Genomic DNA, 22635 nt, shown 5'->3' with positions numbered 1-22635 from the left:
ATAAAATGGTGTTACGCAGCCGCTCTGGCAGCGACTGCGTGAATGTCAGAAAGGCCTAGTGCAAAAAAGACTCGCGTGGATCGTTATTCTCCATATCCTCTTCTGTCGTAAAGAGTAGATGGTGTGCACTGGCTTCGAGCATGACCATAGAAATCTGCTCTTCGCTCAGGCGCATAAACCAGGAAAACTGCTTAAACGATACCCCCGCACCAGAGAATAAAGACTGGCAAACCACCAGCTTTGGCAGATTATCATCCTGTATATCGAGAAATGCTTTCACCGTCAAAGAACCGGCATTTATGGCTGACAAATCAGAGGCCAGAGCCAGCAATGCCGAGGGCTTGACCTCCGCCAGCGCCGAGAAAAGGATAACGTCGTTGATCAGATCGATTTTGGCATCGAACACGCCGTCGAAATTTTGCATATGCGGCAGGTGCAGCGCCTGACAGGAATCACACTCAAAATAAGAGATACCTGCATCATCGAGCCATTGGCGCAATGTATCCAGCGTGGGAACGATCTGTAAGTCCATATCCATAGCAGTGCAGCCTCATCAAAAAACTTCGTCTAGATTACGCAAAAATGACAGTTCTAACCACCCGTTTTCAGGCAAAAGCCCGGCGTGGCCTGACGTTCGATCCAGGAGATCATTTTACCTGCAATATCAATTCCTGTGGTTTTTTCAATGCCTTCAAGACCTGGCGAGGCGTTGACTTCCATTACCAGTGGGCCACGATTCGCCCGCAAAATATCCACGCCAGCAATATCCAGCCCCAGTGTTTGCGCCGCCTTAATCGCGATTTCACGTTCGCGCTCGCTGATAGTCGCGATACGCGCCACGCCGCCACGGTGCAGATTCGATCGAAAATCGCCGTCTTTGGCCTGGCGTTCAATGGCTGCCACAACTTCATCGCCCACCACCAGGCAGCGGATATCGCGGCCTTTTGCCTCTTCGATATATTCCTGCACCAGAATATGGGCGTTCAGTCCGCGAAAAGCATCAATCACGCTCTCTGCGGCCTGGCGCGTTTCGGCCAGCACCACACCGATGCCCTGCGTGCCTTCGACCAGTTTCACCACCAGAGGCGCGCCGCCGACCATATCAATCAGATCGCTGGTGTCGTCCGGGGAATGGGCAATGCCGGTAATGGGCAGGTCGATCCCCTGACGAGCGAGCAGTTGCAGGGAGCGCAGCTTGTCGCGCGCGCGGGTAATGGCGACGGATTCATTCAGGGGATAGCTGCCGAGCATCTCAAACTGACGCAGTGCAGCAGTGCCGTAAAAGGTAATTTGCGAGCCGATGCGGGGAATAACCGCATCAAAGTGCGGCAGATGGCGGCCTTTGTAGTGAATAGAGGACGCCGCCGGGCTGATGTTCATATAGCACGACAGCGGATCGAGGATTTCAACCAGATGGCCACGCTTATTGGCTGCCTCAAGCAGACGTTTACACGAATAGAGCGTTCCATCCCGGGACAAAATGGCAATTTTCACCCTGCACCTCTCTAAAGACTCGATAACAGCCTGCGTATCATACACGCAGGCTGGCACAGGATGAATGGGCTTATCGTACAGCCCAGCCCTGTTTATGCAAATAGTCGAGAATAAACGGACGGTTTTCTTTAATGATGGTGCGGCGAATGTGATCGCTCCAGGTATCACGGCGGGTATTGCTGCCACGCGACAGATAGTAACTGGCGATTTCTTCGTCATACTGCGCAAGAACGTCTGCATCCACCGGTTGGTAGTGATTTTCATGCATCAGCATTGCCGCAGGCAGACGCGGCTTGAGATCCGGGTTATCCGCAGGCCAGCCTAGGCACAGACCAAACAGCGGCAGCACGTGCTTTGGCAGTGTAAGCAGTTCGGTTACGGCGTCTATGTTATTGCGCAGCCCGCCGATATAAACGCCACCTAATCCGAGAGATTCCGCCGCCGTGAGAGCATTCTGCGCCATCAGCGCGGTATCGACCACGCCCAGCAACAGCTGTTCCGCCAGCCCAAGCTCGGCTTCAGGGCAAATTTGCAGATGGCGGTTAAAGTCGGCGCAAAACACCCAAAATTCCGCCGCCTGCGCCACATGTGGTTGTCCGCCCGTCAGCGGGACAAACTGTTCGCGCATAGCCGGGTCGGTGACGCGAATAATCGACGTGCACTGTAAGAAGCTTGAGCTGGAGGTGGCTCTCGCGCTGTCCACTATTGCCTCACGCTCGGCGTCGCTAATCGGCTTATCGGTAAAATGGCGGATGGAGCGGTGGGCGCGAATCACATCAATCGTCGGCGTCATTAGGTCTCTCTTTTCTCTGTCTGTACGCGGAATGACTGCCAGTATAGGCAAAGAAAAGTGTGATGTAATTGGCGAAACATAGCCTGTAAGTATTAAAGCGACAGGTAAAACCTGCTTTCCATCAGCAAGTGTTATCGGGCACACTAAGCGACATTCGCCGTTAGGCTTACGTTTTGAGGAGAGAGATATGTTTGCAGTGATTTTTGGACGTCCGGGATGCCCTTACTGCGTGCGCGCTAAAGAACTGGCAGAAAAACTGACCGCCGAGCGTGATGACTTTAACTTCCGCTACGTGGACATTCACGCGGAAGGCATCAGCAAAGCCGATCTGGAAAAAACCGTGGGTAAACCGGTTGAAACCGTACCGCAGATTTTCCTCGATCAGACGCACATTGGCGGCTTTACCGATTTCGAAGCCTACGCGAAAGAAAATCTGGGACTTTTTGCAGCCCAGTAAGCGACAAGCGCCCTCTCAGGAGGGCGTTTTTATTTGTGCCGTGCACGATGAAAAAGACTGCGCACAAACATAAAACTTAGCGCGCCCAACGCACACCAGAAAATCCCGCTCATCAGCCACGCCAGCTCTTGCCACAGGGAGCGCGACGAGACAAAAACCAGGCGCAGCAACACCAGACACAGCGGTGCTGCCAGCATCGCACCGATCAACGGCTTCACCACTTCTCCCCCGCGAGAGAGAAAGCTCGCCACCACGCCGGGTAAAATGAAAAACAGCAAACCCAGCTCAGGATGACCTGACGTTCTGAATGCGCCCTTCACGTGGAATGCTAACGAAAGGCAAACCGCGATAAACAGTAGAAAACAGCAGACGACGCCTGCCCAGTTCCGCTTTATGTTCAAAAATCCTCCTGACTCCATCACTATCGAATACACAATCGTCCAGAGGACGCCCAGTCAGATAATGCAATGTGGCATTCCTTGCCAAAGCTCATACGTTGTTACGCGATCTTTTCTGGCCCTGGATATCTAATACGATTAGACTATCGGCCAGTTATTGTTCTGTGGGATATATTCTGTATGGGCGAAAGGGGTAATCCCTGCACTCATACGGGTTAAAACAGTAGCCTAAATCCCCCATCCTTTCAACAGCTTAACGGTAAACAAGAAGTTAGCCTCCGTGAATATAAACGTCGCAGATTTGTTAAATGGGAATTACATCCTGTTATTATTTGTTGTACTGGCACTGGGACTGTGTCTGGGTAAATTACGCCTGGGTTCAGTTCAACTTGGTAATTCCATTGGCGTTTTAGTGGTCTCATTATTATTAGGCCAGCAGCATTTCAGCATTAACACGGATGCGCTCAATCTCGGTTTTATGCTGTTTATTTTTTGCGTGGGTGTGGAAGCCGGGCCGAACTTTTTTTCAATTTTCTTCCGCGACGGCAAAAATTATCTGATGCTGGCGCTGGTGATGGTTGGCAGTGCGCTGGTGATTGCGTTAGGGCTGGGTAAACTGTTTGGCTGGGATATCGGGTTAACGGCGGGGATGCTCGCCGGTTCGATGACCTCGACACCGGTGCTGGTTGGCGCAGGCGATACGTTGCGCCACTCCGGCATGGAGGGCAGTCAGCTTTCTTTAGCACTCGATCACCTGAGCCTCGGCTACGCCCTCACCTATCTGATCGGGCTGGTGAGCCTGATCGTCGCCGCACGTTATCTGCCTAAATTACAGCATCAGGATCTTCAGACCAGCGCCCAGCAAATCGCTCGTGAGCGCGGCCTGGACACCGACACCAAACGTAAAGTCTATTTGCCTGTTATTCGCGCCTATCGCGTCGGGCCGGAACTGGTCGCCTGGGCCGACGGTAAAAATCTACGCGAGCTGGGGATTTATCGCCAGACCGGCTGCTATATCGAGCGTATCCGCCGCAACGGTATTCTTGCGAACCCGGATGGGGATGCAGTTTTGCAAATGGGCGATGATATTGCGCTGGTCGGCTACCCGGATGCGCACGCACGTCTCGACCCAAGCTTCCGTAACGGCAAAGAAGTGTTCGACCGCGACCTGCTCGACATGCGTATCGTCACAGAAGAGATTGTGGTGAAAAACCACAACGCCGTCGGTCGCCGTCTGGCGCAGCTCAAGCTGACTGACCACGGCTGCTTCCTGAACCGCGTGATCCGCAGCCAGATTGAAATGCCAATTGACGACAATGTCGTGCTGAATAAAGGCGACGTGCTGCAGGTGAGCGGTGACGCGCGACGCGTGAAAACCGTTGCCGACCGCATCGGCTTTATCTCCATTCATAGCCAGGTCACCGACCTGCTTGCCTTCTGCGCCTTCTTCATTGTCGGCCTGATGATTGGGATGATCACCTTCCAGTTCAGCAACTTTAGCTTCGGCGTGGGTAACGCAGCCGGTCTGCTGTTCGCCGGGATTATGCTTGGCTTCCTGCGAGCCAACCACCCGACCTTCGGTTATATCCCGCAGGGCGCGCTAAACATGGTGAAAGAGTTCGGCCTGATGGTCTTTATGGCAGGTGTCGGTTTAAGTGCAGGCAGCGGCATCGGCCACAGTCTCGGCGCGGTTGGCTGGCAGATGCTGGTCGCCGGTTTGATCGTCAGCCTGCTGCCGGTGGTCATCTGTTTCCTGTTCGGCGCCTACGTCCTGCGTATGAACCGTGCGATGCTGTTCGGCGCAATGATGGGTGCGCGCACCTGCGCCCCGGCGATGGAAATCATCAGCGACACCGCGCGCAGCAACATCCCGGCACTGGGCTACGCAGGCACTTATGCTATCGCCAACGTCCTGCTGACCCTCGCCGGTACGCTGATCATCATCATCTGGCCCGCACTCGGATAACTCTGAAGATGGCGCATCGCACAATTATTTTTGCGATGCGCAGAACTTTTCGTATATGAGGCAGTCATAACTATTGCCACTGCTTTTCTTTGATGTCCCCCAATTTGTGGAGCCCATCAACCCCGCCACTTTGGTTCAAGGTTGATGGGTTTTTTGTTGCCTGAAATTTACCACCCATTAAATCAATCACTTACAAAACCACTTTTCCATGCATGGCGACAAAGTGGCGACAGCGCTTTAGCCCGGCTGCTAAATCTTCGTCTTAAGCCGTTTCAATCGCGTGCAACAATTCAACCAAAGCAACAGCGTCGACATCATCCCAGCGCAAATAATGTGATAAAGAACTTGTTCCTGAATCTCTTCCTAAAACTTTCTGACAGATAGCCTGATGATCGGCTGATGCGGAAACCCATACACTTCCGCCCTGGTGGCAAAAGTAGGTAGAGCCTTTCAAACCATCCCGCTGAATGCGCTTTTTCCAGGTGTCCACCTGCTGCGTCGTCACTCTCAAACTCATATCTACCCCTAAGCAAATCAAGTAATCCCATATGATTATCCAATAAAATACCCGGAATTAATCAGTGCGGAGTATATCAGTGTTTAATTTTTATCCTGACAAAACATACAGTAGAACGGAGATTATGAGCCGACCGACGCCCGTACCCGCCATCAATGGCGTCTATTTCTGGTGGTTCAAAGCAATCCCTCCCGGCGTTCCAACAGAAGGTTGCTTGACTCATGATGGGTACACTCTGCTCTATGTTGGTATCTCGCCCGACAAAAAGGGGAAACCAAACAGCCGCGCTAATCTTAAAACCCGCATTAAAACTCATTACAGCGGCAATGCTGAAGGTTCAACGCTCAGACGCACGCTCGGCGTATTACTTGCGACGGAAAGCAATTTCCCTCTCCGCCGGGTTGGCTCGGGAACCAGAACGACATTTACTCACCCTGGCGAGCAATGGCTGGACCAGTGGATGGAAAAGAATGCAAAAGTATATTGGATAGCAAATGAAGAACCGTGGGTACTGGAGGAAACGTTAATTTCGAGCATTTCGCTGCCATTAAATATTCAGGGCAACAACCATAGCTTTAAGCCGATACTTTCTGCAATGCGCAGCAAAGCCATGAGAGAAGCCAAAATAATGGAGATCGCGGATGAGAGAGGTTTTAGAAGAAGTGTAGTTGCAGAAATGATGAATGAAAACATATCTCTATGATTCCGATTAAAGAAAATGATAGCATTTAAATAAATTAGATGCTCAAAGTTTCATTGTACTTGTTTATTGGTGTTTATATAAAAATGTTAAACATAAGAATCTTAACTAACTTTATCTTATTGTTGACAGCACTATTCTCTTTTTGTGTATTTTCAAAAGGGAGTAGTGTACATGTTAATGGATACTTTCGAAGTAATGGAACCTACGTACAGCCCCACTACCGTTCAGCACCAGACCATAATTTTTATAATAACTGGAGTACAAAAGGGAATACCAATCCCTATACTGGAAAAATCGGAGCAAAAGAACACCCATACAATTCACAATCTTATCAACATGTTGAGAAAACCACTCCTCATCTCAGCACAACTAATTCCACCACAAGCAATCATCTTTCTCTTGAATCAAACTCGCCTACTAAAGAATACACATATACGGGCGAAAATTTTATGGAAATACAAAAAAGAAAGGATGTTCAACGAGCATTGTATTGGAAACAGAAAGGCTACAATTTTGACCCCAATTATACAACCAGCTATATGATGGATCAGAAAGTAAAAGATATTGAGAGGGCTCGGTACTGGAAATCACAAGGTTATGATTTTGATCCGAACTATACAACCGGTTTTATGATGGATCAGAAAGTTAAGGATATTCAAAGGGCAAGGTACTGGAAAACAAAAGGTTACAACTTCAATTCTGATTATATGACTGGTTTTATGATGGATCAAAAAGTTAAGGATATCCAGAGAGCAGCATACTGGAAAACTAAAGGCCTGGATTTCAATCCAGACTACATGACCAACTTTATGATGGATATTGAAGCCAGAAATAAAGGTGTGCATTAGCAAGACCAAGTGGCGAGAGCGGTTGGCAATCCCCCGCAATCGTCACATCTCACAAGGAGCCTAACTTATTAGTTAATAAATCAACTCATTGTTTATGTTAAGTAATTAACAGAGAAAATTCTATTACATGAAATTCGCCTCCCTGGCATATCCCCCTTGCCTGCGTTCCAGGCAAACTCTGATAGAATAAACCCCCATGCTCAACTGGAGGCTCATATCTTGGCAACCAAACGATTAAAAAAAGAAGAACGCAGGCAGCAGCTTCTGGACGTGGCCAGAGCGATCATTCGTGAAGAGGGTACGGAGAATCTGACGCTGGGCTATCTCGCTGAGAAAGCAGGGGTGACAAAACCCATCACCTACGATCATTTTGGCGACCGGAAGGGTCTTCTGACCGTCCTTTATGCATCATTTAATGAGCAGCAAATTGCCAATTTCAAACAGGCATTGACGAGTCCCACCACCAGCCTTGAACAGGCCGTCCGACTCTACAGCACCGCCTACATCAAGTGCGTCATCAGTACCGGCCCCGAGATTACTCAGATAATCGCGGCGCTTTCCGGCTCTGAAGCGCTGATGGAAGCCCTCGATAAAGGGCGCAAAGCCTGCGCGGACAGCCTTATTGAAGCGTTGCAACCCTATATCAACTTGCAGGGCTCTCTCGGCGAAAGTGTGATTGCCACGCAACTCGGTGCTGCTGACGCCATATCAGCTCTGGCAAGCAGAAACGCGATTTCTGCCGATGACGCCATCAATATTTTGACAGGGGCAATGCTCGGGAGCCTTAACGCGTACCAGCAAATCTAGAAAGCACAAATTGGCTTGCCTTACATAAATTACCAACAGTAACATACTGTGAAGTTCACAGGAGGCAGCTATGTCTAATCTACAAAATATTCAAAACGTCCTTATTATTACGGCTCATCCGGTAGAGGATTCACTGACGCGTTCTCTTGCCATGAGAATTGCAGAACAATATTCCCGCCAGGGAATTCGCGTGGATATGAATAACCTTGATAGTGCTTCTTTTCAGCCAGCCATGACGAATGCCGATCTGGGCGTTTACCACGGTAAGCAAGCCTTACCGGACGATATCCAGGCTGAGCAAGCGCGTGTGGACAGTGCGGATATGCTAATCTTTGTGTTCCCTGTTTACTGGTGGTCCGTGCCGGGTATTCTTAAAGGCTGGTTTGATCGTGTGCTGACCAATGGCTGGGCTTATAAAACAGCAGATGATGGCCGTATCGTTGGGATCATGAAAAATATCCCGGTTCGTTTGGTCGCCATCGCCGGGAGTGATAAAAGTGGGTTTGATCGCCACGGATATACCACCGCGATTCACACGCAAATTGTCGAAGGCGTATTTGGGTTCTGCGGACTAAAAGATATTACTCTTGATTATCTCTATGAGGCCGATACCGCTAACAGTGCTCAAATTGATGATTTCTTGAAAAATGTCAGCCCTACATTAATACCTCACATTGAATAAATGAATGAGATGGATGGGAAATCAAATTCATTTTAATTTCCCACTCTTTATCGCATTCTTCAGCATTACAAAAACTGACCTCTTTATTTGAGAGGAAATTGCGCAAGTGCGATTATTACAGCCATTATCACAAAGGCAACAATGGTTATAGTGACCACCGGAGCGACGCACTAAAGCCCCGCGATACGCCCTACCATCGCCCGGATTTCTTCCCGCGACAGCGGTTCTCGATCCGTCACGAAATGCAGGGTCATGCCCTCAATAAACGCATCGAGTGCACGGGCTGTTACCGGATCAAACCACTGCTCAAGAGTGCTTTGGCTGGTTTGCATCCAGTCCTGCATGACGTTTTTCAGCGCCGGTTTACGGTTCATCAATGCGTAAAGCTGATACATCAGCTCCATATTGTGCGGCGTAGTGACTTCAGAGCTGTGGATCAGCGTCGTGATGGATTCGCAGGCCATTTCTGGCCCCGTTACGCCCGCAAAAAAATCCTGATACTGCTGCGACATATCACGGGTGAATCCCATGAAGGCCTCTTCGAGCAACGAATCTATCCCATCGAAATAATAGGTCATCGACCCCAACGGCACGCCCGCACACGTGGCGATTTTCCGGTGTGTAACGGCATTGATCCCATGCTCGGCAATAGACTCCAGCGTCGCCTGCAGTATCCGTTCCCGCCGCTGCGGATCGTTTGGTCGTCTGCTCATAAATTCTCCTTCCGGTTTATGTACAAATGTACACAAACTTGTTAGTGTTGTCGCTATTGTTGTACTTCTGGTGCTCCTCAATGACGTTGATTTCTCCTCGTAAAGCCCTACAGCGACGCCTGTGGGCGCTGTTTATGTTCTTCTTTATCCCCGGATTGCTGATGGCATCCTGGGCGACGCGTACTCCTGCGATCCGCGATATTTTGTCGGTGTCGACCGCAGAAATGGGCATCGTACTGTTCGGTCTGTCGATCGGGTCGATGAGCGGTATTCTGTGTTCGGCGTGGCTGGTAAAGCGATTTGGCACGCGCAAAGTGATCCGCACCACCATGTGCTGCGCCGTGGTCGGCATGATTTTCCTCAGCGTCGCCCTGTGGTTCACCTCGCCGGTGATGTTCGCGTTTGGTCTGATGGTCTTTGGCGGCAGCTTTGGCTCAGCGGAAGTGGCGATTAACGTCGAAGGTGCAGCCGTTGAACGCGAGCTGAATAAAACGGTTTTGCCGATGATGCACGGCTTCTACAGCCTCGGCACGCTGGCTGGTGCGGGTGTCGGTATGGCGCTGACAGCCTTTGGCACTGCTGCCAGTCTGCATATTTTACTGGCAGCGTTGGTGTGCATTCTCCCAATCCTGACCGGCATTACTTTTATTCCTGACGGCAACGGCAAAAACAGCGCAGAAGAACAAAAATCGGCTGAGAAAGGTTTACCCTTCTATCGCGATATGCAGCTGATGCTGATTGGTGTGGTGGTGCTGGCGATGGCGTTTGCCGAAGGCTCTGCCAACGACTGGCTGCCGCTGCTGATGGTTGACGGCCACGGTTTTAGCCCAACCTCCGGTTCACTGATTTACGCCGGGTTTACCCTCGGGATGACCTTAGGTCGCTTTACCGGCGGCTGGTTTATCGATCGCTACAGCCGCGTAGCCGTGGTGCGCGCCAGTGCGCTGATGGGCGCGTTGGGTATCGCGCTGATTATCTTCGTCGACGTGGACTGGATAGCCGGGGTCTCGGTCATCCTATGGGGCGCGGGCGCGTCACTCGGCTTCCCGCTCACCATTTCAGCGGCCAGCGATACCGGCCCGGATGCGCCAACGCGCGTCAGTGTGGTCGCCACCACCGGCTATCTTGCCTTCCTGGTTGGCCCGCCGCTGCTCGGTTTCCTCGGCGAACATTACGGCTTACGCAGCGCTATGCTGGTCGTGCTCGGCCTGGTGATCATCGCCGCACTGGTCGCGAAAGCCGTCGCTAAACCTACTACGCAACATTCAGCAATGGAGAAGGGATATGAGCGTTAAGTTAATCGCCGTCGACATGGATGGAACCTTCCTGAGCGACGCCAAAACCTATAACCGCGAGCGCTTTCTGGCACAATATGCGCGCATGAAAGAGCAGAATATTCGCTTCGTGGTCGCCAGCGGAAATCAGTATTACCAGCTGATCTCCTTTTTCCCGGAAATTGCCGATGAGATTGCCTTTGTCGCCGAAAATGGCGGCTGGGTGGTGAACGCTCGCGAAGATGTTTTCAACGGCGAGCTGACCAACGCCCAGTTCGATAAGGTGGCGCGTTTTCTCTGTGCATTGCCCGATGTGGAAGTGATCGCCTGCGGCAAGAGCAGCGCGTACACCCTGAAGGCCTATGACGACAGCCTAAAAGAAATGGCAGCGAAATATTACCATCGTCTGGAAATGGTCGATAATTTCGACCATCTGGACGACATCTTCTTTAAATTTGGACTTAACCTGCCGGACAGCGATATTCCGCGCGTTCAGGAGATGATCCACGCCGAGCTGAGCGACATTATGGTTCCGGTGACCACCGGGCATGGCAACATCGACCTGATTATTCCGGGCGTGCACAAGGCCAACGGCCTGCGGATTTTGCAGCAGCACTGGGGCATTGCAGATAGCGAAGTCGTGGCATTTGGTGACAGCGGAAATGACGTTGAAATGCTACGTCAGGCGGGCTTTAGTTTTGCGATGGCCAACGCCAAACCGCACATCAAAGCGGCCGCGCGTTATGAAGCGCCCCATAATAACGATGAAGGCGTGCTGGATGTGATTGAGAAAGCGTTGAACGGGGAAGCGCCGTTTAACTAATGCCCGGTGGCGCACCCTAAAGCTTAGTGCGGCCTGGTGCCCTCTCCCACGGGGAGAGGGAGAAAACACGCGTTGCTCTTGTAGGCCGGGTAAGGCGCAGCCGCCACCCGGCACAAAGACCGCACCGAATCCGCAGAAGTTACTGCAATGCGCTACCCACACGTTTATCTTTCAGGAACACCACCATCAGCCCCAGCCACAGTATGCCGTTGGCGAGATTAAACAGGCTGAACAGTCCGTTGCCGCCAAAGCTGTACGCGTGCTTACTGACTTCGATCCCGACGGTAAATATCAGCATCTGCAACATGCCCATTGCGGCAGAAACTGTCCCTTTACTCATTTCGCTGGCGAACAGTGTCAGACGCACCAGACCTGCGTTAGCCAGACCAATGCCGAACGCATAAATGCTCAGTCCGGCAGTCATCCACAGATAAGCGTGTGATGAGGCGACGGTGGCGACCGCCGCAACGACCAGACCCGCCATAATAGGCCAGCCGCCCATGATGATCAGCGAACGCACGCTGCGACGCGATGTGAGACGCGCCAGCACCAGGTTACCGATAATCAGCGCACCAAAAATCGGTACCTGCAACAGGCCATATTCATAGCTGCTGAGCTTCTCGCCGCTAATGATGATAACCGGCGACTGGGCAATCCACGCCAGCAGTGGCAGGCTGACAAAGCCCGTCGCCAGCGCTCCTGCTACAAAACGCACATTTCTGAGCACTTCTTTGTAGTCGCGCCCCAGCTCTTTGAGCGACAGCTTTTCGCCAAGGCGAGTGGCGGTTTCTGGCATCGCACGATGCAGACCGAAGAACGAGATTGCCGCCAAAAGCGCGAACAGCACAAACATCCCTTCCCACGGAGCCACGTGCACCCACGCCGCGCCCACCAGCGGGCCGAGCAATGGCGCAATCAGTGCCACGTTCGCCATCAGGGCGGTGATTTTGATGCACACCGCCTCCTCGAACGACTCCTGGATGGCGGCGTACCCTACCGCGCCGATAAAGCACAGACTTACCCCCTGCAAAAAACGCAGGATCGTAAATTGTTCAATGGTTTGCGCCAGCAGAATGGCGAGGCAGGTGACGATAAACCACACCACGCCGGTGAGCATTACCGGGCGACGGCCAATGCGATCCGACAGCGGCCCAAGCAGCCACTGCAAAAACATGCCGCCAGCCAGATAGGCGGTCATGGATGTCGGTACCCACTCGATACCAGCGTTGAACTGCTCAACCACCGCCAGCATACCCGGCTGAATCATATCGTTGCCGATATAGGTTGAGAATTCGTACAGCACCAGACAGAGAGGGAAAAGTAACGCCTGACGACCCAGACGATTACCAGAAGAAGAACGGTTTAACATGCAGTCTCTTTTTGATGAAAAAATCGCGATGAGTGTAATGAAATGACCGGTCGCGAGATAGTAAATTATCGAAGATAAACAGAAATAAAGCACATATCGTCGCCGTTTAAGGTTTCCTTAAGTTGACACATTTATGATGGCCTTATTCCCCGTCAATGAATGTCATTTATGGCCCACAACACTGCCCCATCGGATTTATCTAAGTCGCCGACAACTAAGACAAAACCCCTTTACCGTTTACCGGCACGCTTTTATGGTTATCAGCTTTTCGCGCTGATTGCTTTGGCGGTGCTGTTTACCTGGCTTTCACGCGATGAAACGCTGGATCGGTGGATAACGGGTTTCTGGTATGACGCCGCCACTCACCATTTTCCATTACAGCAAAATCCCCTGCTGGATCTGCTGAATCATCGGCTGGCGAAGTACATCGCTATTGCGGTGGCGGCCGTGGCGCTGATTTACGGCGCATATCGCCGCAATATGCCGCTGGTGACAGGCGCTCTGCTGATGGGGCTCGGGACGCTGGTGGTCGGCATACTGAAAGGTATCAGTCATCATAGCTGTCCGTGGGATTTGCTGGAGTACGGCGGTAAGGCGGTTTCTTATCCGCTGTTTGGTAGCACGCCTGACGGCAGCGGCCCCGGTCGTTGCTTCCCTGGCGGGCACGCCTCAAGCGGCTTTATGGTGATGGGGCTGTTTTTCGCCTTCTGGCGCGAGCGTCCTCGCCTGGCGTGGTGCTTTGTCGCCTTGGGCATTTTTGCCGGGCTGGCGATGGGCTTCGGTCAGGTAATGCGCGGGGCGCATTTTTTCTCTCACAACCTGTGGGCAGGTTGGTGGGTGTGGTTTTCTCAGGTCGTGGCTTACGGCCTTGTTTCTGCCTGGTTTGCTAAAGAGTGATGATGGAATGCTAGAGAATCTCAATTACGGACTGTTTTATCTGATTAATGCCACCCCTGCTTCGCCGGAGTGGATGATTATTTTTGCCAAATTTGTGGCAAAAGATCTGATTAACATCGTGCCGCTGCTTATCGCGATACTCTGGCTATGGGGCCCGCGCAAGCAGGTCGGCGCCCAACGTCAGCTGGTGATTAAGGTAGTGATGGCGTTGGCCGTGAGCATGACCGCGTCCTGGACGCTTGGACAGTTGTTCCCGCACGACCGTCCGTTTGTCGACCATATCGGCTCAAACTTCCTGCACCATTCAGCTGACGACTCTTTCCCAAGCGATCACGGTACGGTGATTTTCACCTTCGCGCTGGCGTTCTTGTTCTGGCATCGCGTCTGGTCGGGCGTGGTGTTGATGGTTATCGCTCTCGGCATTGCGTGGTCGCGCGTTTATCTTGGTGTCCACTGGCCGCTGGATATGCTGGGCGGATTGCTGGTTGGCTTTATGGGCTGTCTGACGGCGCAAATCCTGTGGAATATCATGGGCCAACAGATTTACCGCGGGCTGCAACGGGTTTACCGTATTTGCTTCGCCCTGCCTATCCGCAAGGGCTGGATACGTGACTAATCCCGGTCCGACAGGTTACACTTGAACCCCCACATTGTGGGGGTTCACTTTTTCGCCCCGAGGATCTATGGAAACACGACGCGACGACCGCATATCCCAGCTGCTGCACGCCCTGAAGCGCAGCGATAAGCTGCATCTCAAAGAAGCCGCCCAGTTACTCGGCGTTTCCGAGATGACCATTCGTCGCGACCTGAACAGCGAAAGTGCCCCGGTAGTGCTACTGGGCGGGTATATCATGCTGGAGCCACGTAGTGGCAGCCACTATCTGCTAAGCGATCAAAAGACCCGTCTGGTTGAAGAGAAACGCAAAGCTGCGCGGCTGGCTGCGTCCCTTGTGCAGCCGCATCAGACACTGTTTTTTGACTGTGGCACCACCACGCCGTGGATTATCGAAGCCATCGATAACACGCTGCCGTTCACGGCGGTGTGTTACTCCCTGAACACCTTTTTGGCCTTACAGGAAAAGCCCGAGTGTCGGGTCATCCTTTGCGGCGGGGAGTTTCACGCCAGCAACGCCATTTTTAAACCACTGAATCTGCAGGATACGCTCAGTAATTTATGCCCTGATATCGCCTTTTACTCGGCGGCGGGCGTGAGCGTGCTTCAGGGCGCGACCTGTTTTAATCTCGAAGAGTTGACGGTGAAGCACTGGGCGATGAATGCCGCTCAGTATCATGTGCTGGTGGTGGATCACAGTAAGTTTGGCAAGGTCCGTCCGGCGCGGATGGGCGAGCTGGCGCGTTTTGATGCGATAGTGAGCGACTGCAAGCCTGACGACGAACTGGTCGCACACGCAAAAGCGCAGCAGATTAAGTTGATGTATTGAGTGCGGGTTTTGCCGGGTGACGGCTACACCTTACCCGGCCTACAAAACCGGATTAAATTGATGTATTGTGCGCGCCACACGGCCTACGGGTTTTGTAGGCCCGTGCAAGCGAAGCGCCGCCGGGCATAGCAGACGGCGCTGTAATCACTTAAAACCAACCGCCAAACCACGAGTGGAATTTCATCATCACGAAGTCCCACATCCGGCTAAAGAATCCACCCTCTTCTATCGCTTCCATTACGATCAGCGGACGCTGCTCGATGGATTTGCCATTCAGCTGGAAATCAATCGTCCCGACAACCTGGCCCTTTTTCAGCGGAGCCGTCAGCTGCGGATCGGTCAGCGTGTAGCTCGCTTTCAGGTTTTTAAGCTGCCCGCGCGGGATGGTCACCGAGCCGGCTTCACCCGCACCCAGATTCACTTCGCTCTTATCACCGAACCAGACACGCTGGCTGATAAATGTCGCATCCGGCTTAATCGGCGTGACCGTTTCAAAGAAGCGGAAGCCCCAGGTCAGCAGTTTTTCGGATTCGTTAAAGCGGATACGGTCGGTTTTGGTGCCGAGCACCACGGAGATCAGACGCATATCGCCCTGGGTGGCAGAGGCCACCAGGTTATAGCCCGCGCCCGCAGTGGTCCCGGTTTTCATACCGTCCACATTCACGTTGCTGCTCCACAGCAGACGGTTGCGGTTCGGCTGACGAATCTTGTTGAAGGTAAACTCTTTCTCTTTGTGGATCGCGTACTCATCCGGTACGTCGTGGATCAGCGCTTTGCCCAACAGCGCCATATCGCGCGCGGTACTGAACTGCCCCGGCGCATCCAGGCCGTGAACGGTTTTGAAGGTGGTTTTGGTCAGCCCCAGCTTTTGCGCGTAGCCATTCATCAGGCCGATAAAGGAGTCCTGACTGCCCGCGACGTAATCCGCCAGCGCGATACAGGCATCGTTCCCCGACTGAATAATCACCCCTTTATTCAGATCGGATACGGAAACCTGATCCCCCGGTTTCAGGAACATTACGGATGAACCGCGCAACGCCGGGTTGCCGGTGGCCCAGGCGTCTTTGCCAATGGTCACCATATCGTCGAGCTTAATTTTGTTGGCTTTGAGCGCCTGCCCGACCACGTAGCTGGTCATGATCTTGGTCAGACTCGCCGGATCGAGCTGCTCGTCAGCGTTACCTTCGGCCAGCACTTTGCCGCTAGCGTAATCCATCAGGATCCACGCGCGCGCGTCAACTGGCGGCGCTTCAGGTGCCGCGGCTTCCGCTGCATACAGGGTTGGAGAAAACAGGAAAAGCAGTGCGGAGCCAGCTGCGAGGCTGCGCAGAGAAGAAGTTTTATGCGTCATAAATGCCACCCGAGTGTCCTTTCTAAAAAATCACGTCACATCACCGTGTCGCAAGAAGCGATGAGTAATAACGTACTAATGAGTCTAAAGAAACCTAAACCAGGTAAAGTTTTTAAAGTTTACGCAATAACGGGCCGGGGCGCTGTTCCTGATGCGATTTTTTTGTCTTCTGTTGCGTAAATGTTAGGTTTATCTCACCATGTGAAACCGCAGGCTTTGATTCACCACTCAGGTTATTTCACTCATTCAGGAGTCATTATGATTACGCTGTGGGGCAGGAACAATTCAACCAACGTCAAAAAAGTGCTGTGGACGCTGGAAGAGCTGGATTTACCGTTTAACCAAATCATGGCCGGTTTGCAGTTTGGTGTGAACAAAGACGCCGAGTACCTGGCGATGAACCCGAACGGGCTGGTGCCGCTGTTACGCGACGATGAAACCGATTTAACCCTGTGGGAATCCAACGCCATCGTGCGTTATCTGGCGGCGCAGTACGGGCAAAACCGCCTGTGGGTGGATAATCCTGCCCGTCGTGCCGAAGGGGAAAAATGGATGGACTGGGCGAACCAGACGCTTTCTGTGGCACACCGCCCAATCCTGATGGGACTGGTCAGAACCCCGGAAGCCGAGCGCGATTACGCCGCCATCAACGCCGGGAAAGAGGCCTGCGAGAAAATGTTTGCGCTGCTGGATGACGCCCTGGCGAATCAGCCGTGGCTCTCGGGCAGCGCGTTTGGTGTGGGGGATATCGCCGTCGGGCCGTTTATCTGGAACCTGACCAACGTAGGTCTGGAGTGGCAATCACATCCGAACCTGGAGCGCTGGATTGCGCAGCTTAAAGAGCGCCCGGCCTTCCAGAAAGCGGTGATGATCCCGGTCAGCTAATCAGGTCCCGGACGGGCTGACTTTCAGCAGTTGCCCGTCCGATTCATCGGTCAGCACATACAGATAACCATCCGGCCCGACCCGCACATCGCGAACGCGATCCCCTTTATCCCCCAAAATTCGCCCGTCTTCCGTCACCTTATCGCCATTCACACTCAGGACAATCACGTCCTTCTCTTTCAACGCGCCGACAAACAGTTTGTTTTTCCACTGCGGGAACACGTCGCTGTTATAAAACGCCATCCCGCTCACCGCAGGCGACACTTTCCAGACGAACAGCGGCGGCTCTGTGCCTTGGACGTGCTCGCCTTTAGCTTCCGGAATTTTCAGGCCGCTGTAGTTGATGCCGTGCGTCGCCAGCGGCCAGCCGTAGTTTTTGCCTTTTTCGGGAATGTTAATCTCATCCCCGCCGCGCGGGCCGTGCTCGTTGAGCCATAGCACGTCGGTCCACGGGTTCATCGCCATGCCCTGCGGATTGCGAATGCCGTAGGACCAGATTTCCGGGCGCGCGCCCGCTTTATCGACGAACGGATTATCCGCCGGAACTTTGCCCTGATCCGTCAGGCGCACCACTTTGCCCTGGAGTTTATCCAGATCCTGCGCTGTCGGGCGCTGGTTGTTTTCACCGAGTCCGATAAAAAGATAGCCTTTGCCGTCGAACACCAGTCGCCCGCCGAAGTGATTGCCCGTTGAGAGTTTCGGCATCTGGCGGAACACCACCTGGAAGGCTTCGACGCGCGAGAGATCGTCGCTCAGACGACCATACCCAACCGCCGTACCCGATTTGCCGTCGTTGCCGACTTCGGCGTAACTGAGCCATACGCGGCGTGATTTCTCAAAATCCGGAGCCAGCACCACGTCAAACAGTCCGCCCTGCCCGCTATCCCAAACTTTCGGGATGCCGACAATCGGGTCCGACAGCCCTTTACCCGTCTGCCAGTGCTTGAGCTGTCCACCCCGCAGTGTTATCAGCATTCCCTGATTATCCGGCAAAAAGGCCAGCGACCAGGGATGATCGAGTTTGGTTTGCAGCACGTCGACCTTCACCGCGGCGGGTGCGGCCATCACAGAAGTGGAGAGGAACAAGAGAGACAGAGAAATCAGCGAAGATCGGCGCATTACGCACTCCTTTTTCGACGTTTGGCATAAAGAGTAGCCAGGTCGTTCGGGCGCGTGAGCACTTTTACAAAAGCTTAAGCAGAAGGGGGAGTCGCCTCCCCCGAGATTTAGTGCTGATGGAGCGCGGCATGCTCTTTCAGGCACATAATGCAGAGAGTCAGTGTCGTCAGGCAGTGTTCGAGTTTCTCTGCGCTGACGGCGACAAACGTTGGACAATCATGGTGTCCGGTCATCAGGCATACGGCAGCTTTGGACAATGCGTCAGCCGCGCGTTGCAGGACAAGCTGTTCATCAGCGTCGTAGTGATCCCGCAGGATCGGCGCTTTTTCACGCATGTAGTCACACAGTTCAAAACAATTATCACGTAGATGGTCGCTTTCGCTGACTGACATATACCCTTTTGCCATCCTTAACTGCAGGTATGCCGCAAGGTCAATTCGGGCATTGATCAGCTTGTTCAGAAGATCGCGTTTCAGTCTGTCAACGGACATGCTATTTCCTCCCTTGTCAGCCATTGTGCAAGATCAGAGTAAGCTCAATTTTTGTACAGAATAATGCGCCAGGTCAATAAATCGCAACTGATTAACATGATTTACAATGTGACAACTTTCCCGGCGCCAGGGCCGTAGACCGGGTAAGGCACAGCCGCCACCCGGCACTTTCCGCCACACTACCCCTTAATCTTCGGATCCAGCGCGTCGCGCAAGCCGTCACCCAACAGGTTAAACGCCAGCACCGTGAAGAAGATCGCCAGGCTCGGGAAGATAGCCACATGCGGCGCAATCACCATATCGGCGCGCGCTTCGTTGAGCATCGCGCCCCACTCCGGCGTGGGTGGCTGCGCGCCTAATCCCAGAAACGACAGGCTCGCCGCCGAGATAATCGATACCCCGATACGCATGGTGAAATAGACCACAATCGAGGAAACCGTACCGGGCAGAATATGGTTGAACAGGATGGTCGCATCGCTGGCACCGATACTGCGCGCCGACTCGATAAAGGTCTGCTGTTTCAGCACCAGCGTATTGCCGCGCACCAGGCGGGCAAACGCCGGAATGGAAAACACCGCCACGGCGATGATTACGTTCGCCATGCCGCTGCCCATGATCGCCACCACCGCGATCGCCAGCAGAATACCGGGGAAGGCAAACAGCACGTCGCAGATGCGCATGATAATGCGGTCCCACCAGCCTTCGTAGAAACCGGCCAGCAATCCCAATACCGTACCGATGGCCGCACCGATCAGCACCGCGAAAACTCCCGCCGCCAGCGAGATTTGCGCCCCCACCAGTACCCGGCTAAAGATATCGCGCCCCAGGGAATCCACGCCAAACCAGTGCATCATCGACGGGCCGTCATTCAGCCGATCGTAGTCGAAGTAATTTTCGGCATCGAACGGCGTGATCCAGGGGGCCAGAATCGCCACCACGATCAGCAGCAGAACAAACAATCCGGCAGTCATCGCCACCGGCTGACGGCGAAATCGACGCCAGAACTCCAGCCACGGCGTGCGGATATGGTCCGGTTTTAACCCCGGCATAGCCTTCAGAATGGCCTGACGACGCCAGTTAAACAATCGCATCTTACTTGTACCTGATAGCCGGGTTAATGGCGGCGTAGAGCACATCCACCACTAAGTTGATAAGAATAAACTCCAGTGAAAACAGCAGCACTTCCGCCTGAATCACCGGATAGTCGCGCATGTCGACGGAATCGACCAGCAGACGACCGAGCCCCGGCCAGTTAAAGACCTTCTCCACCACAATCGAGCCGCCGAGCAAAAAGCCAAACTGCAGGCCCATCATTGTGACCACCGGAATCATCGAGTTGCGCAGGCCGTGCTTGAGGATCACCCATTTTTCGCTCACCCCTTTGGCTCGGGCAGTGCGCATGTAGTCTTCACTCAGCACATCAACGAACGAGGCGCGGGTAAAGCGCGCCATCACCGCAGCCACCGCCGCGCCTAAGGTCAGCGACGGCAGAATATAGTGCTTCCAGGTATCCGCCCCCACCGTCGGCAGCCAGCCGAGTTCGACGGAGAAGATCTGCATCAGCAGCATCCCCAGCGCAAACGCCGGGAACGAAATCCCGGTGACGGCCAGCGCCATGCCGAGCTTATCCGGCCAGCGATTACGCCAGACGGCAGCGATAATCCCTGCCGCCAGACCAAAGATCATCGCCCAGCACATACTGGCGATCGTCAGCCAGAAGGTCGGCATAAAGCGGCTGGCGATTTCCTCGGAGACCGGACGGCGCGACACCATCGACGTACCAAAATCGCCCTGCAACACATTGGTGATGTAATGCCAGAACTGCACATACAGCGGCCTGTCGAGACCCAGCTGCTTGCGCACCATCTCGATCACCGTCGAATCCGCTTCCGGCCCGGCGATAAGTCGAGCCGGATCGCCTGGCAGCATATGGACAAACAAAAACACCAGCACCGCCACAATCAGCAGCGTGGGGATCAAGCCCAGCAGGCGTTTAAAAACATAATTCAGCATGCCTTTCCCTCTCATCCCGCAGGCCGTCGCCCGCGGGAATGAGTTCTGTTATTTCAAATCCGCGTCATCGAAGCTGAAGCCCGTATCCGGCATGATGTAGAACCCGGTCAGCGCCTTGTTATGGGCAGAAACCAGTTTTTCGACCACCAGCGGTACCCACGGCGACTCTTTCCACAGGGTATCCTGCGCATCCTTGTACAGACGCTCTTTCTCGTCGGTTTTGGTGGTTTTCAGGGCGTCCGTCAGATCTTTATCCACCTGCGGATTGCTGTAAAACGCGGTGTTGAACAGCGTCGGTGGCCAGTTCTGCGAAGCAAACAGCGGCGACAGCGCCCAGTCGGCTTCACCTGTTGAAGCCGTCCAGCCGGTGTAGAACATTCTCACGCCGCTCTCTTTCTGCCCTTTGCCTTCGACTTCAGCCGCACGCTGTCCTGCGTCCATCGCCGTCAGTTGGGCTTTGATGCCCACCTGCGCCAGTTGCTGCTGGGTGAACTGCAGCACTTTCTGCGCGGTACTGTGATTATGCGAAGACCAGAGCGTGGTGCTAAAGCCGTTCGGGAAGCCCGCCTCTTTCAGCAATTCGCGCGCTTTTGCCGGATCGTAAGGCCACGGCTTGTAGGTTTGCGCGTAGGCAATCGACGGCGGGACGATACCCGTCGCTGGCGTGGCGTAGCCCGCAAAGGCCACTTTCACCAGCGCCTGGCGGTTAATGGCGTAGTTGATCGCCTCGCGCACTTTTGGATTATCAAACGGCTTTTGCGTGACGTTCATGCTGATGTAGCGCTGCATGATCGACGGGCTGGCGACCAGCTCCAGCTTGCTGTTTTTCTCCAGAATCGCAGCCTGCTCGTAAGGGATCGGGAACGCAAACTGCGCTTCACCGGTTTGCAGCATTGCGGCGCGGGAGTTGTTATCGACCACCGGGCGCCAGGTGATAGAGTCCAGTTTCGGCAAGCCTTTCTGCCAGTACCCGGCGAATTTCTTCACCTTCACAAAATCGGTCTGATTCCAGGTCACCAGCTCGTACGGCCCGGTCCCGACCGGGTGGAAGCCGATCTCTTTGCCGTATTTTTTCAGCGCATCCGGGGAGATCATCGCCGTCGCCGGGTGCGCCAGAATATTGATAAACGCCGAGAACGGCTCTTTCAGGGTGATTTTCACCGTCGTCGGATCGACCGCTTCGGTGCTGGCGATATTTTTATACAGGTTATAGCGCTTGAGGCTGTTTTCTTTATCGCTGGCGCGATCGAGGTTCACCTTCACCGCCTCGGCGTTGAAATCGGTCCCGTCCTGGAACTTGACGCCGCTGCGCAGTTTGATGGTGTAGACCAGCCCGTCGTCGGAGACGGTATAGCTCTCGGCCAGCACGTTTTTCAGCTTCATCTCTTTATCAAGGCCGAACAGCCCCTGATAGAAGGATTTCGCCACCGCCTGAGACAGTGTGTCATTGGCGTCATACGGGTCCAGCGTGGTGAAGTTGGACGCCACGGCGACCACCACATCTTTGGCAGCAAACGCGGGCGCGGTCGCCAGCGCTGCCGTCACGCTCGCGGCTAACAGCCATGAACGAGCAACAAATTTTGTCATTGTATT

Annotated in this window: 25 protein-coding genes; 12 read left to right on the top strand and 13 right to left on the bottom strand. The window is 53.6% G+C overall.

Features of this window, described 5'->3' with window-relative positions:
• Positions 1-55: 55 nt before the first annotated feature.
• The 3 genes from JBO43_RS17570 to nfsA all read right to left on the bottom strand — a co-directional run bounded on the left by JBO43_RS17570 (position 56) and on the right by nfsA (position 2287).
• Entirely contained in the window at positions 56-532 is a 477-nt protein-coding gene (locus tag JBO43_RS17570) for a YbjN domain-containing protein (protein WP_103946975.1), read from the bottom strand.
• A gap of 59 nt (positions 533-591) precedes the next feature.
• A complete protein-coding gene (gene rimK, locus JBO43_RS17565) occupies positions 592-1494 on the bottom strand; it encodes a 30S ribosomal protein S6--L-glutamate ligase (RefSeq protein WP_095281390.1) in 903 nt (300 codons plus the stop codon).
• Positions 1495-1564: 70 nt separating this feature from the next.
• Positions 1565-2287, bottom strand: coding sequence for an oxygen-insensitive NADPH nitroreductase (gene nfsA, locus JBO43_RS17560; RefSeq protein WP_202674794.1), 723 nt, complete (start codon positions 2285-2287; stop codon positions 1565-1567).
• A gap of 187 nt (positions 2288-2474) precedes the next feature.
• On the opposite strand from nfsA, the gene JBO43_RS17555 reads away from it, so the two are divergent.
• Positions 2475-2744: a GrxA family glutaredoxin gene (locus tag JBO43_RS17555; RefSeq protein ID WP_095281388.1), complete on the top strand. Its 270-nt coding sequence runs from the start codon at positions 2475-2477 to the stop codon at positions 2742-2744.
• Between the two features lie 29 nt (positions 2745-2773).
• Here the strand turns inward: JBO43_RS17555 and JBO43_RS17550 are convergent, their stop codons facing one another.
• Positions 2774-3145 (bottom strand): inner membrane protein YbjM, encoded by a 372-nt coding sequence (locus JBO43_RS17550; protein WP_095281387.1) that lies wholly within the window; start codon positions 3143-3145, stop codon positions 2774-2776.
• 277 nt (positions 3146-3422) lie between these two features.
• On the opposite strand from JBO43_RS17550, the gene JBO43_RS17545 reads away from it, so the two are divergent.
• Positions 3423-5108: an aspartate:alanine antiporter gene (locus JBO43_RS17545; protein ID WP_103946908.1), complete on the top strand. Its 1686-nt coding sequence runs from the start codon at positions 3423-3425 to the stop codon at positions 5106-5108.
• A 262-nt stretch (positions 5109-5370) separates the two neighbouring features.
• On the opposite strand, the gene JBO43_RS17540 is transcribed toward JBO43_RS17545, so the two are convergent.
• Positions 5371-5625 (bottom strand): hypothetical protein, encoded by a 255-nt coding sequence (locus JBO43_RS17540; protein ID WP_202674793.1) that lies wholly within the window; start codon positions 5623-5625, stop codon positions 5371-5373.
• A gap of 124 nt (positions 5626-5749) precedes the next feature.
• On the opposite strand from JBO43_RS17540, the gene JBO43_RS23020 reads away from it, so the two are divergent.
• From JBO43_RS23020 to JBO43_RS17520, 4 genes are all read left to right on the top strand, one after another.
• Positions 5750-6328 (top strand): GIY-YIG nuclease family protein, encoded by a 579-nt coding sequence (locus JBO43_RS23020; RefSeq protein ID WP_237730090.1) that lies wholly within the window; start codon positions 5750-5752, stop codon positions 6326-6328.
• Positions 6329-6366: 38 nt separating this feature from the next.
• Complete coding sequence (locus tag JBO43_RS17530) at positions 6367-7176, top strand: hypothetical protein (protein ID WP_202674792.1); 810 nt, start codon at positions 6367-6369, stop codon at positions 7174-7176.
• A 219-nt stretch (positions 7177-7395) separates the two neighbouring features.
• Positions 7396-7983 carry a TetR/AcrR family transcriptional regulator gene (locus tag JBO43_RS17525; protein WP_202674791.1) on the top strand — a complete coding sequence of 196 codons (588 nt, stop codon included), beginning with the start codon at positions 7396-7398 and terminating at the stop codon, positions 7981-7983.
• Between the two features lie 70 nt (positions 7984-8053).
• Positions 8054-8665 (top strand): NAD(P)H-dependent oxidoreductase, encoded by a 612-nt coding sequence (locus tag JBO43_RS17520; protein ID WP_202674790.1) that lies wholly within the window; start codon positions 8054-8056, stop codon positions 8663-8665.
• A gap of 170 nt (positions 8666-8835) precedes the next feature.
• Here JBO43_RS17520 and JBO43_RS17515 read toward each other — a convergent pair whose 3' ends face one another.
• Complete coding sequence (locus JBO43_RS17515; protein ID WP_095281383.1) at positions 8836-9378, bottom strand: TetR/AcrR family transcriptional regulator; 543 nt, start codon at positions 9376-9378, stop codon at positions 8836-8838.
• An 80-nt stretch (positions 9379-9458) separates the two neighbouring features.
• On the opposite strand from JBO43_RS17515, the gene JBO43_RS17510 reads away from it, so the two are divergent.
• Positions 9459-10673, top strand: coding sequence for an MFS transporter (locus JBO43_RS17510; protein WP_095281382.1), 1215 nt, complete (start codon positions 9459-9461; stop codon positions 10671-10673).
• The gene (locus JBO43_RS17505; protein ID WP_095281381.1) at positions 10663-11475 is read left to right on the top strand and encodes a Cof-type HAD-IIB family hydrolase; all 813 of its coding nucleotides are present in this window, start codon (positions 10663-10665) and stop codon (positions 11473-11475) included. Before JBO43_RS17510 ends, JBO43_RS17505 begins: the two co-directional genes overlap by 11 nt.
• A 139-nt stretch (positions 11476-11614) precedes the next feature.
• On the opposite strand, the gene JBO43_RS17500 is transcribed toward JBO43_RS17505, so the two are convergent.
• Positions 11615-12844, bottom strand: a complete 1230-nt coding sequence (locus JBO43_RS17500; RefSeq protein ID WP_095281379.1) for an MFS transporter — start codon at positions 12842-12844, stop codon at positions 11615-11617.
• Between the two features lie 168 nt (positions 12845-13012).
• Here JBO43_RS17500 and JBO43_RS17495 point away from each other — a divergent pair, with 168 nt between their 5' ends.
• From JBO43_RS17495 to deoR, 3 genes are all read left to right on the top strand, one after another.
• Entirely contained in the window at positions 13013-13741 is a 729-nt protein-coding gene (locus JBO43_RS17495; protein ID WP_202674789.1) for a phosphatase PAP2 family protein, read from the top strand.
• A 7-nt stretch (positions 13742-13748) separates the two neighbouring features.
• The gene (ybjG, locus tag JBO43_RS17490; RefSeq protein ID WP_202674788.1) at positions 13749-14357 is read left to right on the top strand and encodes an undecaprenyl-diphosphate phosphatase; all 609 of its coding nucleotides are present in this window, start codon (positions 13749-13751) and stop codon (positions 14355-14357) included.
• A 67-nt stretch (positions 14358-14424) separates the two neighbouring features.
• Positions 14425-15183 (top strand): DNA-binding transcriptional repressor DeoR, encoded by a 759-nt coding sequence (deoR, locus tag JBO43_RS17485; RefSeq protein ID WP_103946912.1) that lies wholly within the window; start codon positions 14425-14427, stop codon positions 15181-15183.
• Between the two features lie 148 nt (positions 15184-15331).
• Here deoR and dacC read toward each other — a convergent pair whose 3' ends face one another.
• Positions 15332-16534 carry a serine-type D-Ala-D-Ala carboxypeptidase gene (dacC, locus tag JBO43_RS17480; protein WP_095284222.1) on the bottom strand — a complete coding sequence of 401 codons (1203 nt, stop codon included), beginning with the start codon at positions 16532-16534 and terminating at the stop codon, positions 15332-15334.
• Positions 16535-16792: 258 nt separating this feature from the next.
• Between dacC and JBO43_RS17475 the strand changes: the two genes are divergently transcribed.
• Complete coding sequence (locus JBO43_RS17475) at positions 16793-17419, top strand: glutathione S-transferase family protein (protein ID WP_095281375.1); 627 nt, start codon at positions 16793-16795, stop codon at positions 17417-17419.
• Here the strand turns inward: JBO43_RS17475 and JBO43_RS17470 are convergent, their stop codons facing one another.
• From JBO43_RS17470 to gsiB, 5 genes are all read right to left on the bottom strand, one after another.
• Entirely contained in the window at positions 17420-18538 is a 1119-nt protein-coding gene (locus tag JBO43_RS17470; protein ID WP_202674787.1) for a PQQ-dependent sugar dehydrogenase, read from the bottom strand.
• Between the two features lie 107 nt (positions 18539-18645).
• Positions 18646-19029 (bottom strand): biofilm formation regulator BssR, encoded by a 384-nt coding sequence (gene bssR / locus JBO43_RS17465; RefSeq protein ID WP_095281373.1) that lies wholly within the window; start codon positions 19027-19029, stop codon positions 18646-18648.
• A 179-nt stretch (positions 19030-19208) separates the two neighbouring features.
• Complete coding sequence (gene gsiD, locus JBO43_RS17460) at positions 19209-20120, bottom strand: glutathione ABC transporter permease GsiD (RefSeq protein ID WP_095281372.1); 912 nt, start codon at positions 20118-20120, stop codon at positions 19209-19211.
• Position 20121: 1 nt separating this feature from the next.
• Positions 20122-21042 (bottom strand): glutathione ABC transporter permease GsiC, encoded by a 921-nt coding sequence (gene gsiC, locus JBO43_RS17455; RefSeq protein WP_095281371.1) that lies wholly within the window; start codon positions 21040-21042, stop codon positions 20122-20124.
• 48 nt (positions 21043-21090) lie between these two features.
• Positions 21091-22629 carry a glutathione ABC transporter substrate-binding protein GsiB gene (gene gsiB, locus JBO43_RS17450; protein WP_103946915.1) on the bottom strand — a complete coding sequence of 513 codons (1539 nt, stop codon included), beginning with the start codon at positions 22627-22629 and terminating at the stop codon, positions 21091-21093.
• Positions 22630-22635 lie beyond the last annotated feature (6 nt).

Source organism: Lelliottia jeotgali (assembly GCF_016771845.1).
Taxonomy (GTDB): domain Bacteria; phylum Pseudomonadota; class Gammaproteobacteria; order Enterobacterales; family Enterobacteriaceae; genus Enterobacter; species Enterobacter jeotgali.
The sequence above is the reverse complement of the archived record's forward strand: the minus strand, read 5'-3'. Positions and strand labels throughout refer to the sequence as shown.

What these genes read in the sequence shown, in the direction of transcription:
- ybjG (WP_202674788.1), top strand. Translation starts at nt 13,749, where the DNA reads ATGCTAGAGAATCTCAATTACGGACTGTTTTATCTGATTAATGCCACC.
- JBO43_RS23020 (WP_237730090.1), top strand. Translation starts at nt 5,750, where the DNA reads ATGAGCCGACCGACGCCCGTACCCGCCATCAATGGCGTCTATTTCTGG.
- JBO43_RS17505 (WP_095281381.1), top strand. Translation starts at nt 10,663, where the DNA reads ATGAGCGTTAAGTTAATCGCCGTCGACATGGATGGAACCTTCCTGAGC.
- JBO43_RS17470 (WP_202674787.1), bottom strand. Translation starts at nt 18,538, where the DNA reads ATGCGCCGATCTTCGCTGATTTCTCTGTCTCTCTTGTTCCTCTCCACT.
- JBO43_RS17530 (WP_202674792.1), top strand. Translation starts at nt 6,367, where the DNA reads ATGCTCAAAGTTTCATTGTACTTGTTTATTGGTGTTTATATAAAAATG.
- JBO43_RS17495 (WP_202674789.1), top strand. Translation starts at nt 13,013, where the DNA reads ATGGCCCACAACACTGCCCCATCGGATTTATCTAAGTCGCCGACAACT.
- JBO43_RS17520 (WP_202674790.1), top strand. Translation starts at nt 8,054, where the DNA reads ATGTCTAATCTACAAAATATTCAAAACGTCCTTATTATTACGGCTCAT.
- JBO43_RS17515 (WP_095281383.1), bottom strand. Translation starts at nt 9,378, where the DNA reads ATGAGCAGACGACCAAACGATCCGCAGCGGCGGGAACGGATACTGCAG.
- gsiB (WP_103946915.1), bottom strand. Translation starts at nt 22,629, where the DNA reads ATGACAAAATTTGTTGCTCGTTCATGGCTGTTAGCCGCGAGCGTGACG.
- dacC (WP_095284222.1), bottom strand. Translation starts at nt 16,534, where the DNA reads ATGACGCATAAAACTTCTTCTCTGCGCAGCCTCGCAGCTGGCTCCGCA.
- gsiD (WP_095281372.1), bottom strand. Translation starts at nt 20,120, where the DNA reads ATGCGATTGTTTAACTGGCGTCGTCAGGCCATTCTGAAGGCTATGCCG.
- JBO43_RS17540 (WP_202674793.1), bottom strand. Translation starts at nt 5,625, where the DNA reads ATGAGTTTGAGAGTGACGACGCAGCAGGTGGACACCTGGAAAAAGCGC.
- deoR (WP_103946912.1), top strand. Translation starts at nt 14,425, where the DNA reads ATGGAAACACGACGCGACGACCGCATATCCCAGCTGCTGCACGCCCTG.
- JBO43_RS17510 (WP_095281382.1), top strand. Translation starts at nt 9,459, where the DNA reads ATGACGTTGATTTCTCCTCGTAAAGCCCTACAGCGACGCCTGTGGGCG.
- bssR (WP_095281373.1), bottom strand. Translation starts at nt 19,029, where the DNA reads ATGTCCGTTGACAGACTGAAACGCGATCTTCTGAACAAGCTGATCAAT.
- JBO43_RS17555 (WP_095281388.1), top strand. Translation starts at nt 2,475, where the DNA reads ATGTTTGCAGTGATTTTTGGACGTCCGGGATGCCCTTACTGCGTGCGC.
- nfsA (WP_202674794.1), bottom strand. Translation starts at nt 2,287, where the DNA reads ATGACGCCGACGATTGATGTGATTCGCGCCCACCGCTCCATCCGCCAT.
- JBO43_RS17500 (WP_095281379.1), bottom strand. Translation starts at nt 12,844, where the DNA reads ATGTTAAACCGTTCTTCTTCTGGTAATCGTCTGGGTCGTCAGGCGTTA.
- JBO43_RS17475 (WP_095281375.1), top strand. Translation starts at nt 16,793, where the DNA reads ATGATTACGCTGTGGGGCAGGAACAATTCAACCAACGTCAAAAAAGTG.
- JBO43_RS17570 (WP_103946975.1), bottom strand. Translation starts at nt 532, where the DNA reads ATGGACTTACAGATCGTTCCCACGCTGGATACATTGCGCCAATGGCTC.
- gsiC (WP_095281371.1), bottom strand. Translation starts at nt 21,042, where the DNA reads ATGCTGAATTATGTTTTTAAACGCCTGCTGGGCTTGATCCCCACGCTG.